Origin of the sequence: Aliivibrio sp. S3MY1, assembly GCF_028765575.1 — a bacterium.
Taxonomy (GTDB): domain Bacteria; phylum Pseudomonadota; class Gammaproteobacteria; order Enterobacterales; family Vibrionaceae; genus Aliivibrio.
In genome coordinates this window covers 52,549-68,000 of sequence record NZ_JARACO010000015.1, presented here as the reverse complement: position 1 = coordinate 68,000, position 15,452 = coordinate 52,549, and the positions used below count along the sequence as shown (strand labels likewise).

Annotated in this window: 15 protein-coding genes; 7 read left to right on the top strand and 8 right to left on the bottom strand. The window is 41.0% G+C overall.

The genetic code is table 11. The features are described from left to right. Window positions 1–50: 50 nt before the first annotated feature. The 3 genes from PVK62_RS11255 to argR form a co-directional block, all read right to left on the bottom strand. Entirely contained in the window at window positions 51–2,630 is a 2,580-nt protein-coding gene (locus PVK62_RS11255; protein ID WP_274444403.1) for a TRAP transporter permease, read from the bottom strand. 230 nt (window positions 2,631–2,860) lie between these two features. Beyond that, a complete protein-coding gene (locus tag PVK62_RS11250) occupies window positions 2,861–3,835 on the bottom strand; it encodes a TAXI family TRAP transporter solute-binding subunit (protein ID WP_274444401.1) in 975 nt (324 codons plus the stop codon). A gap of 347 nt (window positions 3,836–4,182) precedes the next feature. Beyond that, entirely contained in the window at window positions 4,183–4,653 is a 471-nt protein-coding gene (gene argR / locus PVK62_RS11245; protein ID WP_122032883.1) for a transcriptional regulator ArgR, read from the bottom strand. Between the two features lie 333 nt (window positions 4,654–4,986). Here argR and mdh point away from each other — a divergent pair, with 333 nt between their 5' ends. Next, window positions 4,987–5,922 carry a malate dehydrogenase gene (gene mdh / locus PVK62_RS11240; RefSeq protein WP_274444398.1) on the top strand — a complete coding sequence of 312 codons (936 nt, stop codon included), beginning with the start codon at window positions 4,987–4,989 and terminating at the stop codon, window positions 5,920–5,922. A gap of 83 nt (window positions 5,923–6,005) precedes the next feature. On the opposite strand, the gene ispB is transcribed toward mdh, so the two are convergent. Continuing rightward, window positions 6,006–6,977, bottom strand: a complete 972-nt coding sequence (gene ispB / locus PVK62_RS11235) for an octaprenyl diphosphate synthase (RefSeq protein ID WP_274444397.1) — start codon at window positions 6,975–6,977, stop codon at window positions 6,006–6,008. Between the two features lie 276 nt (window positions 6,978–7,253). Between ispB and rplU the strand changes: the two genes are divergently transcribed. The 6 genes from rplU (at window position 7,254) to folA (ending at window position 11,145) form a co-directional block, all read left to right on the top strand. Continuing rightward, complete coding sequence (rplU, locus tag PVK62_RS11230) at window positions 7,254–7,565, top strand: 50S ribosomal protein L21 (protein ID WP_122032885.1); 312 nt, start codon at window positions 7,254–7,256, stop codon at window positions 7,563–7,565. 17 nt (window positions 7,566–7,582) lie between these two features. Beyond that, complete coding sequence (gene rpmA, locus PVK62_RS11225; RefSeq protein WP_012549189.1) at window positions 7,583–7,840, top strand: 50S ribosomal protein L27; 258 nt, start codon at window positions 7,583–7,585, stop codon at window positions 7,838–7,840. Window positions 7,841–8,049: 209 nt separating this feature from the next. After that, a complete protein-coding gene (gene cgtA, locus PVK62_RS11220; protein WP_122032886.1) occupies window positions 8,050–9,225 on the top strand; it encodes an Obg family GTPase CgtA in 1,176 nt (391 codons plus the stop codon). 124 nt (window positions 9,226–9,349) lie between these two features. Beyond that, window positions 9,350–10,117 carry a threonine/serine ThrE exporter family protein gene (locus tag PVK62_RS11215; RefSeq protein ID WP_274444394.1) on the top strand — a complete coding sequence of 256 codons (768 nt, stop codon included), beginning with the start codon at window positions 9,350–9,352 and terminating at the stop codon, window positions 10,115–10,117. Between the two features lie 31 nt (window positions 10,118–10,148). Next, window positions 10,149–10,640, top strand: a complete 492-nt coding sequence (locus tag PVK62_RS11210; RefSeq protein ID WP_274444393.1) for a threonine/serine exporter family protein — start codon at window positions 10,149–10,151, stop codon at window positions 10,638–10,640. Between the two features lie 25 nt (window positions 10,641–10,665). Further along, on the top strand, window positions 10,666–11,145 hold the full coding sequence (folA, locus tag PVK62_RS11205; RefSeq protein WP_274444392.1) for a type 3 dihydrofolate reductase: 480 nt from the start codon (window positions 10,666–10,668) through the stop codon (window positions 11,143–11,145). A 212-nt stretch (window positions 11,146–11,357) separates the two neighbouring features. On the opposite strand, the gene apaH is transcribed toward folA, so the two are convergent. The 4 genes from apaH to surA form a co-directional block, all read right to left on the bottom strand. Beyond that, complete coding sequence (gene apaH / locus PVK62_RS11200; protein WP_274444390.1) at window positions 11,358–12,179, bottom strand: bis(5'-nucleosyl)-tetraphosphatase (symmetrical) ApaH; 822 nt, start codon at window positions 12,177–12,179, stop codon at window positions 11,358–11,360. Between the two features lie 91 nt (window positions 12,180–12,270). Next, entirely contained in the window at window positions 12,271–13,104 is an 834-nt protein-coding gene (gene rsmA, locus PVK62_RS11195) for a 16S rRNA (adenine(1518)-N(6)/adenine(1519)-N(6))-dimethyltransferase RsmA (RefSeq protein WP_274444389.1), read from the bottom strand. Next, window positions 13,101–14,090, bottom strand: coding sequence for a 4-hydroxythreonine-4-phosphate dehydrogenase PdxA (gene pdxA, locus PVK62_RS11190; protein ID WP_274444388.1), 990 nt, complete (start codon window positions 14,088–14,090; stop codon window positions 13,101–13,103). The genes rsmA and pdxA overlap by 4 nt, the downstream gene beginning before the upstream one ends. Next, window positions 14,083–15,396, bottom strand: coding sequence for a peptidylprolyl isomerase SurA (gene surA / locus PVK62_RS11185; RefSeq protein WP_274444387.1), 1,314 nt, complete (start codon window positions 15,394–15,396; stop codon window positions 14,083–14,085). Before surA ends, pdxA begins: the two co-directional genes overlap by 8 nt. Window positions 15,397–15,452 lie beyond the last annotated feature (56 nt).

Below are 15,452 nucleotides of genomic sequence, written 5' to 3'. Positions count from 1 at the left end.
TTTATTACCTAATAAGGGGAGGGTGACCCCCCTAGATTCCATTCATTAATTTATGCCACCAAGTTTTCCTTTTTCGCTCGGCGACGCTGATTAAAGCCTAGTGCAAACAGTAGAAGCAGTGTTGGTACAAATACCCATTCTTTCAGAGGGCGCTCTGCATCAAGCACAACATTCTTTATTTCCCAGTCAAAATCAATTCCAGAAGCTTCGGCTGGACTGCCAAATTCAACCATATCTACAATCATCTTATTATCTATTTTAGATAGCATCAGACCCATAGAGCTTACACGTTCATCACCAGTGACGGCTCGGTCTTCAAAAGGTAAGCGAACTGTTTTGCTAATGACATCGCCCTCTAGATCTTGTCCTGTCACTTCTAATGTCAGTGATTGTCCCACATTTAGTTCTTCAGCAATTTGAGCGATCTCAATACCTTGGTGATAATCTTTAGCTGGGTAGATTTGATCCCACCAGAAACCAGGACGGAATAGTGAGAATGTTATTAATAGTAGTAATAAGACTTCCCACCATTTTGTTTTAGTAAACCACCAGCCTTGTGTTGCGGCTGAGAAGGTCAACATCGCAATAACTGAAGAGATAATCGTTAGAGCTAAGTGCCACCAAGAATCAATCCCCATTAATAATAACTGAGTATTGAAAACAAACATGAAAGGTAAAATTGCGGTACGAATATCATAGGTAAAACCTTGAATACCAGTACGGATTGGATCTGATTTTGCGATTGCGGCTGCAGCAAAAGCCGCAAGACCTACAGGAGGAGTATCATCCGCAAGAATACCAAAGTAGAACACGAATAAGTGAACGGCAATTAATGGGATAATCAGCCCATGCGCAGCACCTAAGGTCACAATAACTGGGGCCATTAAGGTAGAAACAACAATATAGTTAGCCGTTGTTGGTAACCCCATACCTAAGATCAAGCTGATTACCGCAGTAAATAGCAGCATAAGGATAATGCTACCACCAGAGATAAACTCTACAAAATCAGTCATTACTAGTCCGATACCCGTTAAGGTTACCACTCCAACAACCGTACCAGCCGCCGCGGTAGCGACACCAATACCAATCATGTTTCGAGCACCTGACACTAGACTTTCTAGTAAATCATTAAAGCCTTGTTTTACATGTTCAGTTAGGTTGCTTTCTTTAGCAAAAAAACCAATCAGTGGTCGTTGAGTCAGTAGAATGAAAATCATAAATACTGATGCCCAGAATGCAGATAATCCTGGAGAGAAGCGCTCTACTGTTAAACACCATACTAATACGACGATAGGCAGTAAGAAGTGCAAGCCAGATTTAATGGTTGGTCCTGGATCAGGTACTTCAGTCAGCTCTTCATCAATCGCCATCATTGCATGCTCTTGATACTTTGCAGAGATACTAACTAAGCCGACATAAGAAAGTAATAGAGCAACCGTTACAATTGGTGTCGCGCCATCACCGAAGACATCTTTAGTCCAACCAATACCGTAATAAACGGCAGCGCTCATAACACAAAGACCTAAAATGGTTCCAGTGAAAGAAAGTAAGCTGTGAAGTAACTTTGGTGTATGGCGGCGAGGAAGGCCAGTCATTCCTGCTTTACATGCTTCTAGGTGAACAATGTAGAGTAGGGCGATATAAGAAATTAGAGCGGGTAATAATGCGGCTTTAATTACTTCTACATAAGAGATACCAACGTATTCAACCATTAAGAATGCAGCTGCACCCATAATTGGCGGTGTTAATTGTCCATTGGTTGATGCGGCAACTTCAACGGCTCCTGCTTTTTCACCTGAGAAGCCAACACGTTTCATGAGCGGGATCGTAAACGTACCGGTTGTTACTACGTTTGCAATTGATGAACCAGAAACTAAACCGGATAAACCAGAAGCTACGACCGCTGCTTTTGCTGGGCCCCCTTTCATGTGACCAAGTAAAGAGAACGCGACTTTAATAAAGTAAGCACCTGCACCTGCTTTTTCTAGCATGGCACCAAATAAAACAAATAAGAAAACAAAAGAAGTGGATACGCCTAGTGCAACGCCAAAAACACCTTCGGTTGTTAGCCATAGGTGTGACATTGCTTTATTTAAGCTTGCCCCCTTGTGTGCAATGACATCTGGCATATGAGGGCCAGCAAAGGTGTAAAGTAAGAATACAGCAGCAACCACCATTAGTGGTGGGCCTAAAGCGCGGCGTGTTGCTTCAAGCAATAGCACCATACCTACGACGGATGCAATAATATCAGGAGTCGTTGGAGCGCCAGAACGATCCGCAAGTTGCGCATAGAAAATATAAATATAAGCGGCTGAAAAACTGCCTGCAAACGCAAGAGCCCAATCAATGGCGGGGATACGATCTCTCGGTGAATTTTTAAGAGCGGGATAAGCCGTAAAGGCTAAAAAAATAGCAAACGCTAAATGTATTGAACGTGCTTCCGTATCATTGAGTATGCCGAAATCAAAAATGAACGGTAAAGGGGAAGCATACCAAAGTTGAAACAGAGACCAACATAGTGGAACAAACCATAGAATACGGCCAGATAATCCTTGCGGTGAACGCGCACCAGTATCAGATTGGGCCACCATTTCTTGCACATCTTGTGACGTATTTGACGACTGCGTCATGTACTTTTCCTTGTGATGGTCGAACCTAACACTCAATCATTAAGTATTAGATTACTGAATATAAGCCAATATCTAGGCTAGAAAAAAACGATCTTAAAATCCGTTTGATTATCGATTGTTATCCGTTGCATGGAAAGATCAGGGGGGTAAGGAAGAAACGAAGAGACCTGTGGGTCTCTTCGTTTTATAACAACATTACCAGTAAAGGGTAGCGCTACTTAGAAGACATGCTATTTTAGTAGACCAACTTCTTTGTAGTATTTCACCGCACCTGGGTGTAGTGGGATAGAAAGACCTTCTTTTACCATGTCTTCTTTTTTCAGTGTTGCAAATGCTGGGTGTAGACGTTTGAAGGTATTAAAGTTCTCAAACACTGCTTTTGCTACACTGTAAGCCACTTCATCAGAAACATCAGACGTTGTAACCATGGTTGCCGCAACACCAAAGCTATTTACATCACCTTCAGTACCGCGGTACATACCTGCGGGGACTGTTGTATTAGCATAGTAAGGGTTATCGGCAACGATTTTATCGATCTTAGGACCCGTAGCAGAGACTAACTTAGCGTCACAAGACGTTGTTGCTTCTTTGATTGAACCATTTGGGTGACCAACCATGTAAATGAATGCATCAATTTTGTTGTCACAAAGAGCTTGTGAACGCTCAGAACCTTTGAGTTCAGAAGCTAGCTTAAAGCTATCGTTAGTCCAACCCATAGCATCCATAACAACGCTCATTGTTGCACGGTCACCAGAGCCTGGGTTACCAATGTTCACACGTTTGCCTTCTAAATCAGCAACGTTGTTAATACCTGAATCTGTACGTGCGATAATGTTGAAAGGTTCTGTATGAAGAGAGAACATGGCGCGTAATTTCTTGTAAGGGCCTTGATCTTCAAATTTACTTGTGCCGCTATAGCCATGGTACTGCCAATCTGATTGAACGATACCAAAGTCAAGCTCGCCTGCACGGATTGTGTTTACGTTGTAGATTGAACCGCCTGTAGATTCAACAGAACAGCGAACATTATGTTCTTTACGATCTTTGTTCACTAGCTTACAAATGGCACCGCCAGTTGGGTAGTAAACACCAGTTACTGAACCCGTACCAATCGTAATGAACTCTTGAGCACTCGCCGTTCCCATACCAGCACCAAGCATTGCAGCAGCAACAGCAGTTACCTTAATTAAGTTTTTTAATGGCATGTTATTCCTTTCCTTATTATGTTGTTTCTCTCTTATCTAACGACGCTATAGTCTAGAAGGTAGAAAATGAGAAACAGTATTTATTTACTTCATCGTGAAGTTTTAAATTTCATGTTATGGAAATGCTACCTAAATGATAGCAAATTAATCGTGTTTTTTTAAAATACTGTTAATTAAAATATATCAAAAGTGTGAAATAAATAACTATTGATGAGGTTAATAATTAGAGTTATCGTCTAAAGTTAGATTTTATTAATGCTAGAGAGTTACGGGGAGGGTGAAGATAATGAGAGAGTAAAGGCCACTTTAGTGTTAAGAGTGACCTCTATTTATTAGGAAGTGTGACGCTACACGCTATATTCAAAAAGATCGCAAACAGAATCAAATAAGTCAGCGACATTAATTGATCGTGTTGGAGTAATGAAGATAGTGTCATCGCCAGCAACTACGCCTAAAATCCCTTCTGATTTACCTAAAGAATCCAGTAATCGAGCAATAAGTTGAGCTGCACCTGGACCTGTGTGAATAACAACTAACGCATTGTTGTAATCAATATCCATCACAAGTTCACGTAACGAGCTTGAAACTGTAGGTACTCCAAGTTCAATTGGCAGGCAATACACCATTTCCATTTTGGCATTACGAGTTCGAACTGCGCCAAACTTAGTTAGCATTCGTGATACTTTTGATTGATTGATATTATCGAAACCAGAGATACGAAGGGCATCAACAATCTCACCTTGCGAACCAAATCGTTCCGCTTTAAGAATGGATTTAAATTCTTTAACTAGTCGTTCTTGCTTTTCATTATTTCGCATGATGTTTTGATTCTTTTTGCAATAATTCCTACTATTCTCGCATAATTATTTATCTATAACCAAATCAAAATGGAATTTATGTGAATACTTACTCATGTTTTATTCATTATGCTTTGTTCAAGATCTCTAATTCGTAAGACAATTTCATTTACAAGCAAGGATAAATGCAAGTAGAGTCGCGCTCAATTTTTAGCACGATTAGTATGTCATTGCGTAAGGTCGCAAAGCGAAGCGAAGAGCATTGAATTTCATTTGAGCTTGCTATAACGTCACTTTCAGTTTGAAAGTAAATTAATAATAAAAATATACCTCTACTACTCAAGGAGAAAGAACATGAAAGTTGCTGTTATTGGCGCCGCAGGAGGCATCGGACAAGCGTTAGCATTACTTCTTAAGAATCGATTACCAGCAGGATCAGATCTTGCTCTTTATGATATTGCACCAGTAACACCAGGTGTTGCTGCGGATCTTAGTCACATCCCAACGCCTGTATCTATCAAAGGATATTGCGGTGAAGATCCTACGCCAGCTCTCGATAATGCAGATGTGGTTTTAATTTCTGCCGGTGTTGCTCGTAAACCTGGTATGGATCGCTCAGATCTTTTCAATATTAATGCTGGCATTGTTAAGTCATTAGCTGAAAAAATTGCAGTGACATGTCCAAATGCATGTATTGGTATTATTACTAACCCAGTAAATACAACCGTTGCGATTGCAGCAGAAGTATTAAAGAAAGCGGGTGTATACGATAAAAATAAATTGTTTGGTGTAACAACACTGGATGTGATCCGCTCTGAAACGTTTGTTGCTGAATTAAAAGACAAAGATCCAGGTGAGATCCGCGTACCAGTTATCGGAGGCCATTCAGGTGTAACGATTCTTCCTCTTCTTTCTCAAGTAGAAGGTGTTGAGTTTACTGCTGAAGAAGTTGCAGCACTAACTCCTCGAATTCAAAATGCAGGCACAGAAGTTGTTGAAGCAAAAGCCGGTGGTGGTTCTGCGACACTTTCAATGGGGCAAGCGGCATGTCGCTTTGGTCTATCACTAGTGAAAGCATTAAGTGGTGAGAAGGGCGTTGTTGAATGTGCTTATGTTGAAGGTAATGGTGAGCACGCTCGCTTTTTTGCTCAACCAATTCTTCTTGGTAAAAATGGGGTTGAAGAAATTCAATCTTATGGTGAGCTAAGTGCATTTGAACAAGAAGCATTAGATAGCATGCTAGATACTTTGAGATCGGATATCAAAATTGGCGAAGAGTTCGTTAAGTAACGAATAATTGCTCGATTTATAAAAGAGCAAAGGGCAGATAGTGAATATCTGCCCTTTTTATTTCTTACTTTTAAGCGTAAATCTTACTTACTGCGTTTAACGGCTAAGTGAGCCAGTGCTTTTAACGCTTCTTTATAATCTGATTCAGGCAGTATGTTTAATTCAGCAATCGCTTTGTCTGCTTCTTCATCGGCTTTTAACTTAGTGTACTCTAATGAACCGACTTCTTTCATACAGGCTAAAATAGGTTCGAGTTTATCAAGCCCATTCCCTTGTTCAATCGCTTCACGGATCATCGCTGCTTGCTCTTCATTACCGTGATTCATTGCGTGCAGTAAAGGAAGTGTTGGTTTCCCCTCTGCGAGGTCATCGCCTACATTTTTACCCATGTCTTCACCATCAGAGGTGTAGTCCATGACATCGTCAATAAGCTGGAATGCCGTGCCAAGGTATTTGCCGTAATTTTGTAGAGCGGTTTCAATTTCTTGTGGTGCATCATTTAGGATCGCGCCGATCTGAGTCGCAGCTTCGAATAGGCGAGCGGTCTTAGAGTAGATCACCTGCATATAGCTTTCTTCAGTTGTATTAGGATCGTTGCAGTTCATTAATTGCAGAACTTCACCTTCGGCGATCACATTGACAGACTCACTCATTAAGCTAAGGATCTTTATGGATCCTAAGCTCGTCATCATTTGGAATGAGCGTGTATAAATAAAGTCACCAACCAGTACACTTGCTGCATTACCAAATTCGGCATTCGCTGTGGCTTTTCCACGACGCATATCTGATTCATCAACAACATCGTCATGAAGTAAGGTTGCGGTATGAATAAATTCAATAAAGGCCGCAGCCATTGTATGGTCTTTACCTTCGTATCCAAGTGCTTTTGCAGATAAAATAGCAAGAACTGGGCGTAGACGTTTTCCGCCGCCGCTTACAATGTAAAAACCAAGTTGGTTGATAAGCGCAACATCTGAGTTCAGTTGAGCTAGGATGGTTTCATTTACGATTGCCATGTCATCAGCCGTAAGGGCTTGGATAGCTTTAAAATCCATTATTATTCCAGCAAGGTTAGGGCCCAATGTAGGCTTAAGTGTAATAAGTGATTACATAAATAATACACTAAAATGGGGTTGGCAATACAGTCGAAAATTACCTCCTTATGGCTTATTAAGCATGCCGGTGATCTTTTCATCATTTTTCTTCATTTTTGGGTTGTCAGATTGAAATCATTCGCGTAGAATCCGGACCCTATTGATGACAAGTTTAACGCACACCAAAATTGTTGAGTAAACAAAATATATGGTAGTGCGAAAGTAGCGGAGTAAAATATGTACGCTGTTTTCCAATCTGGTGGTAAACAACACCGTGTAAGTGAAGGTCAAACTCTTCGCTTGGAAAAATTAGACGTTGAGACTGGCGCAACAGTTGATTTCGACAACGTTCTTATGATTGCTAATGGTGAAGAAATCACTATTGGTGCACCTCTAGTAGCTGGCGGTAAAGTAACTGCGGAAGTAGTTCAGCACGGTCGTGGCGATAAAATTAAAATCGTTAAGTTCCGTCGTCGTAAGCATTCTCGTAAGCAGCAGGGCCATCGTCAATGGTTCACTGAAGTCAGAATCACTGGCATCAGCGCTTAATTTAAGGAGAATAACAAATGGCACATAAAAAAGCTGGCGGTTCTACTCGTAACGGCCGCGATTCAGAAAGTAAACGTCTTGGTGTTAAGCGTTTCGGTGGCGAATCTGTTCTTGCAGGTAACATCATCGTACGTCAACGTGGTACTAAATTCCACGCTGGTACTAACGTAGGCATCGGTAAAGACCACACTCTTTTCGCTCTATCTGAAGGTAAAGTGAAGTTTGAAGTTAAAGGTCCTAAAAACCGTAAATTCGTTTCTATCGACGCTGAATAATCGTTTTAGAAATTAATTCTAAAAGCCCTGCCTTATGGCGGGGCTTTTTATTTATAGATAGTCACCAGTTAACTGTTTTATCACTTTTAAATCCATAAGCGAATTTAAATGCTAAAATAGTTAATTAGTGACTATATCGATATATTACGTAGCGTAAAGATCATAGACGATCCACTCTCGAGTACCAGCGCTACATCTCGGAGAAGAAAATGAAATTCGTTGATGAAGCGACAATTAAAGTAGATGCCGGTGACGGTGGTAACGGAACGGTTAGTTTTTGGCGTGAAAAATTCGTTGCAAAAGGTGGCCCTGATGGCGGTGATGGCGGTGATGGCGGTGATGTTTACCTAGAAGCTGATGAAAACCTCAACACCCTAATCGATTACCGTTTTAATCGTTTCTATGCTGCTGAGCGTGGCACAAATGGTGGTGGTACTAATAGTACTGGTCGTCGTGGTGCAGATATTACGCTAAAAGTACCAGTAGGTACTCGTGCAATTGATATCGATACCGGTGAGAAAGTTGCTGAGTTAATGGCTCACGGCATGAAAATCATGGTAGCTAAAGGTGGCTGGCATGGTTTAGGTAATACACGTTTTAAATCATCTGTTAACCGTGCTCCTCGTCAAAAGACATTAGGAACTAAAGGTGAGGTTCGTGAACTTCGTCTAGAGCTTCTTCTTCTTGCTGATGTAGGTATGCTTGGTTTACCAAATGCGGGTAAATCTACTTTTATTCGTGCAGTATCTGCAGCAAAACCAAAAGTAGCAGATTATCCATTTACCACACTTATTCCTAGCTTAGGTGTCGTACGTGCTCGTGGTAACAAGAGTTTCGTGGTTGCTGATATTCCAGGTCTAATTGAAGGTGCTGCTGATGGCGCAGGCTTAGGTATTCGCTTCTTGAAGCACCTTGAGCGTTGTCGTGTATTGCTTCATGTTATTGATATCCTTCCAATTGATGGCAGTGATCCTGTTCAAAATGCATTAACTATCATTGATGAGTTAGAGCAGTACAGTGAAAAAGTAGCTGGCAAACCTCGTTGGTTGTTATTCAATAAAACCGATCTTCTATTAGAAGAAGAAGCGAATGAGAAGATCACCGAGATCCTAGAGGCTCTTGGCTGGGAAGATCGTTACTTCAAGATCGCAGCAGTAAGCCGCACTGGTACTCAAGAAGTATGTGATGAGCTATCTGACTTTATGGATAGTCTACCAAAAGAAATTCAAACTGATGAAGAGAAAGCGGCAGATAAAGTCGACTTCATGTGGGATGATTACCATAAAGATGCAGTATCTGGTAAAAACGTGGTTACTGAAGACGGTGATGACGATGACTGGGACGATGAAGAAGATGACGGTCATGTTATCTATGTTCGTGACTAAATCTTAATCAAGATAATTTATTATAAAAAACCGCACTTGTTGCGGTTTTTTTTATTTAGGTCATTAAAGATAAAAATGAAAGGATTAGAATAGGCATCTAATTGGTTAATTATTACGAAGACAAATGGACGAAAAGCAAAGGGAAATATCACGCTTAGTGGCGAAAGCGGGGCAAATGTTACTTCAGCATGGTGCAGAAAGCAGTTTAGTATCAGATGTTAGTCGACGTTTAGGTATTGCTGTGGGTGCAGATGATGTTGAAATTTCATTATCAGCTAGCTCACTTGTTATCACGACAATGATTAATGAACATTGCATGACAACAGCAAGAAGAGCGCCAGATAGCGGTATCAATATGAGAGCGGTCACCGAGATACAACGGATCTGTATCATGTCGGAAAAAGGCTTACTTGATTGTCATGAAGCTTCTGTAAAGTTAGATGCGATCAGTCCAGAAAGGTACAATCGTTGGTTGGTTATTATCATGATTGGACTTTCTTGTGCGAGTTTTAGCCGACTCGCTGGGGGAGATTGGCCTGTATTTATGATGACATTTCTTGCTTCTTCTCTTGGTATGATGGTAAGACAAGAAATTGGGCATCGACATTTTAACCCCTTGCTTAACTTTGGCATCACCGCTTTTGTTACCACTCTTATCTCTTCTCAAGCCGTTATTTACAATATTGGTAATACACCCTTTCTCGCAATGGCTTCTTCTGTTTTGATGCTAGTTCCAGGTTTCCCCTTAATTAATGCCGTTGCTGATATGGTGAAAGGCTATGTCAATATGGGGATCGCTCGTTGGACATTCGCCACCTTACTTACCTTATCAACCAGTATTGGTATTGTTGGTGCTATGAACTTAGTCGGTGTCTGGGGATGGATAAACTAATGGACGCTTTAATCAATAGATGTTTTTACCAATGGACAGTGTAACGATGAACTCTATTTTTGATTTATTTTTCGCATTATTAAACGATATGTTCTTCGCAATGATCCCTGCTGTAGGTTTTGCTCTGGTTTTCAATGTTCCCGTGAAGGCATTGAAATATTGTGCGATTGGTGGCGCGATTGGTCATGGGACTCGATTTTTATTAATGCATTATGGCGCACCATTAGAGTGGGCGACGTTATGTGCTGCAACAACGGTGGGTATGATCGGAGTGCATTGGTCACACCGTTTTCTTGCTCATCCTAAAGTATTTACGGTTGCTGCTTTAATTCCGATGATCCCTGGTGTGTTTGCATTTAAAGCGATGATCGCTGTGGTCGAAATTAATCATCTTGGTTATTCTCCAGAATTATGGGCGATGATGATCGATAATCTAATTAAAACACTATTTACCATTGCTGCATTAGCAATTGGTCTTGCTATGCCTGGGCTGCTGTTTTACCGTAGAAAGTCGATTGTTTAAGTGTTTAGTAACATAAGGAATAACTGTGAAAATTAGCATGATTGCCGCAATGGCAAAGAACCGAATTATTGGTGTTGATAATCAAATGCCATGGCACTTACCTGCTGATTTTGCATGGTTTAAGCAATGCACTATGGGTAAGCCAATTGTGATGGGGCGTAAAACCTATGAGTCGATTGGTCGTCCTTTACCGGGGCGTTTGAACATAGTATTAAGCCGTGATGCGAATTTGAAGATTGAAAGTGTTACTTGTGTAACTTCAATTGATGAAGCGAAAAAAGCCGCTGGTGATATTGACGAGCTAATGATCATTGGTGGTGGTTCAATTTACCAAGCGTGTCTTGCTGATGCTGACAAACTGTATCTTACCTTTATTGACGCAGACATTGATGGTGACACTCAATTCCCTGATTGGGGTGAGGGCTGGAAGCAGACTCATTCTGAAATGTATTTGAAAGATGAAAAGAATAAGTACGATATGGAGTTTGTGGTTCTTGAACGATAGAGGCTATACGCTGCGCTAACTAGAAACTAGAAACTAGAAACTAGAAACTAGACCGCTTCGCTTCTATAAGAGCAGGGTTCAGATCGCTTCGCTAGCAGAATTCAGAAGTAGTCGTTGATATTTCAGCGTTTAACTCTGAACTCTGCTAGGGAGTTTACGACCGATCTGAATTCTTTGCTCTTATAGTTTCTAGTCAGCGAAGCGTATCGTTTCTAGCTCAACGCTTTTTGAGTAAAATACTTCCCATCATCAACACGATACATCGTCATATATTCCCCCCAGACACAACCTGTATCCAACGCTATTACGTCATTTCCTTCATGCCCCATCAAAGCAGCCCAATGGCCAAATATGACTCTATGAGTTAGGGGAAGGCGAGAGCTTAACTCAAACCAAGGGACTAATTTATCTTTATCTTCTGCTGATAAATCTTGTGGCGGTTGTTTACAATCCATATCTAAACTTGCGTTATGAAAGCAAAAACGCATGCGTGTAAAAGCGTTAATTATATAACGATAACGGTCTATCTCTTCTAGATTAGGGGTCCATAAATCGGGTTGGTTTTCGTACATGTTCTCTAATAACCAAATCCATTTATCGGATTGTAAAATCGCTTCAACTTCACGAGCGCATTCAATCGCTGTGTTAACATCCCATTGAGGAGAAATACCAGCATGACTCATTACAATATTATGCTCAGGGTGAACCGCTAATAAAGGTTGTTGGCGTAACCAAGTTAATAACTCTTTACTGTCTGGTGCTGAGAAAATAGGGGCGGTTTTATCCTTCTCTTTGACACGAGAAATACCTTGGGATACAGCAAGTAAATGCAGATCATGATTACCAAGAATAGTAACGGCTGATGTACCAAGAGATTTAACAAAACGCAGGGTTTCTAATGATTTTGGGCCACGAGCAACTAAATCTCCGGTTAACCATAGTTGGTCTTTTTCTTTATCAAAGTTCACTTGGTCTAACAATAATAATAGTTCGTCTAGGCATCCTTGAATATCACCTACAAAATAGGTCGCCATGTCTCTTTCCTCTAATCATTAAAGCGTAGATAGAAAAAAGGTGACAATGAAGTCACCCTTATATTTAACTGTTGTTGATTATACGTCTAACTTAAGCCGATTCTTTTGATTCAGCTTGGAAGTTGTCATTTAACCAGTTTGCCATTCTAACGAATTGCTCTAGCGTTAAGTTTTCAGGGCGAAGAGAAGGATTAATATCTAATGCTTCTAATTGCTCTTTAGTTAATAGCGCTTTGAAACAGTTACGAATTGTCTTACGACGTTGGTTAAAACCTTCGCGACACACTCGATCAAGCCATTTTAAGTTTTTCGCAGGATGTGGAAGCACTTCATAAGGTACTAAGCGAACAACTGCAGAATCAACTTTCGGTGGCGGAACAAATGCGGTTGGTGGCACTTCAAGTACTGGCATTACTTTACAAAAGTATTGAGCCATTACGGTTAAGCGACCATAAGCTTTAGTACCAGGACCTGCAGCTAAACGGTTTACCACTTCTTTTTGTAGCATAAAGTGCATATCTTGAATGTCTTTATGGAACTCAAAAAGGTGGAACATCAACGGGGTTGAGATGTTGTATGGCAAGTTACCAAAGATACGTAATTTATTACCTTCTTGGATAAGTTGCGTGAAGTCGAAGCGCATTGCATCGCCTTCATGAATCGTTAGTTTGCTACCCAGTTCAGGGTGAGTACGCAAACGAGCTGCTAAGTCACGGTCAAGTTCGATAACAGTAAACTTATCAACTTCACGACCAACAGGCTCTGTGATTGCGCCAAGACCCGGACCAATTTCTACAAGGTTTTGGCCTGGTAGAGGATTAATTGCAGATACGATTCCATCGATCACATAAGGGTCATTTAAGAAGTTTTGACCAAAGCGTTTTTTCGCTTTATGGCCTAGATGGACATCATTTCTTGTACTCATTTATTTTCTACCAGTTCAATTGCATGGGTTAGTGCGGTAATAAAGCTTCCTGCATCTGCTTTTCCAGTACCTGCTAATTCCAATGCAGTACCATGGTCTACGGAGGTTCGGATAAACGGTAAACCTAACGTTATGTTTACTGATTTTCCAAAGCCTTTAAATTTTAGCACAGGAAGCCCTTGATCGTGATACATAGCTAGTACCGCGTCCGCTTCTTGTAGATATTTATCTTGAAATAACGTGTCTGCAGGCAATGGACCAATGAGGTTCATACCTTCTTCTTCACGTAGTTCATCTAATGCTGGTGCTATGATATCAATTTCTTCACGACCAAGACAGCCATCTTCACCTGCGTGTGGATTTAATCCACAGACAAAAATAGCAGGGCTTTCTATACCAAACTTAGAAATGAGGTCTTGATGTAAGATACGAGTGACTTGTTTTAGACGATCTGCAGTAATGGCTTTAGCTACATAGGCAAGAGGTATGTGAGTCGTTACTAATGCAACACGTAAGCCTTCTGTTGCTAGCATCATAACGACTTGTTGTGTATTTGATTGCTCTGCAAAAAACTCAGTATGACCGCTAAAGGCGACACCTGCACGGTTAATGACCCCTTTATGTACCGGGCCTGTCACTACGGCATCAAATTCGCCATCCATATTACCTTGAGCGGCGCGGCGTAAGGTATCAAGAACATAATGCCCATTCGCTTCATTCAGCTCTCCTGCGATAACATCGGCACCTAGTTCTATATTATCAACGACTAAGGTTCCCGCTTGATGTGTTTTCGCAGGAGCATTACTGTCGTAGTCTTCAATTGAGATACTAAGCCCCAGTAATTCTGCTCTTTGTTCTAATGCTTTTTTATTGCCACAAATCACCAACTGATGAGGCCAAGCTTGTTGCGCTATCGATAAAACAAGATCTTGGCCAATACCCGCAGGCTCTCCTGGAGTAACTGCGATGCGTTTAACCTTATTCATTATCTTCTTCACCATCAGTATCTTTCAGAATTTCTACATAAGAACTTGCGCGGATTTCTTGTAACCAAGCACCTGCTTCTTCGTTAAATTTACGGTTCATTAGAATACGATAAGCTTTATTTTTCATCGCGGCATCGGTTCTGTCTACCTGGCGGCGTTCTAGTACTTCAACAATATGCCAACCATGAACGGTTTTAAATGGCGCACTGATTTGTTCTGTAGGTAGAGTTTCGACTTGATGTTTAAATTCAGGAACGTATAAATCGGGGGTTTGAAAACCCAATTCACCATCTCTTGCTGCAGAGCCAGGATCTTGGCTATAGCGTTTAGCCATTTCGCCAAAAGTATCATTGCCCGCTTTTATGTCTGCGATAATATTATTTAATTGGCGCTGTGCACCTTCATCACTCATTATTACAGAGGTTTTTATTAGGATATGGCGAGCATTTACTTCAGTAACTGCAATCGTTTCAAGCCCTTTTACATCATCAATCTTAAGAATGTGGAACCCCACACCAGAGCGGAATGGACCGATAATACTGCCTTTTCCTTCACCGGTAATCTGGTCTGCAAAAATGGTTGGCATCTCTTCTTTACGCATCCAACCCCAATCACCACCTTGTAGCGCTTTTGGACCTTTAGAGTAAGTATATGCCATCGTTGCAAAATCAGCACCTTGCTGTAGACGCTCAGTTAACTCATCAGCTTGTTGTTCTAGTGCTTCTTTATCAGCCTGAGTTGCCCCATCTTCTGTACGTAATTGAATGTGACTAATTTTGTATTGAACCGTTGCTTGAGTCTCTTCTGAAAGTAACAAAGCAAGGCTTTCTACTTCTTGAGGAAGAATATTAATACGACGACGAACTTGTGCGTTTCGTGCTTCACTTGCCGCGATCTCTTTGCGAATTTGTTCACGGAAACTGGCGTAAGATAAACCTTGAGTTGCTGTTTTTTGTTGCAGTTGAGCTAGGGTCATGTTGTTTTCTTTTGCAATTCCCTTTAGTGCTTCTTCAAGACGGGTATCATCAATTCGAATACCCATCTTCTCAGCTTGTTGGCTTTGAATAGTATCAACAATCAATTTTTCTAATACTTGCTCACGAAGTACCGACTCTTCAGGCAGTGGTTGATTCTTCTCTTGAGCATTGATCTTTACTGTTTTCAGTGAAGTATCAATATCACTTTGCAGAACAACGCCTTCATCAACAATAGCAACAACGCGATCTAATTCAACAGGAGCTGCGTGCGCATTCATGGTTAGCATCAGCAGTAGTGTGCTAATAAAAGGGAATTTCCAATTTTTCATAGTGTCATCCAAGAGTAAGGAGAATGAAGTGCCATAGAAAGTAGGCACTTCACGTA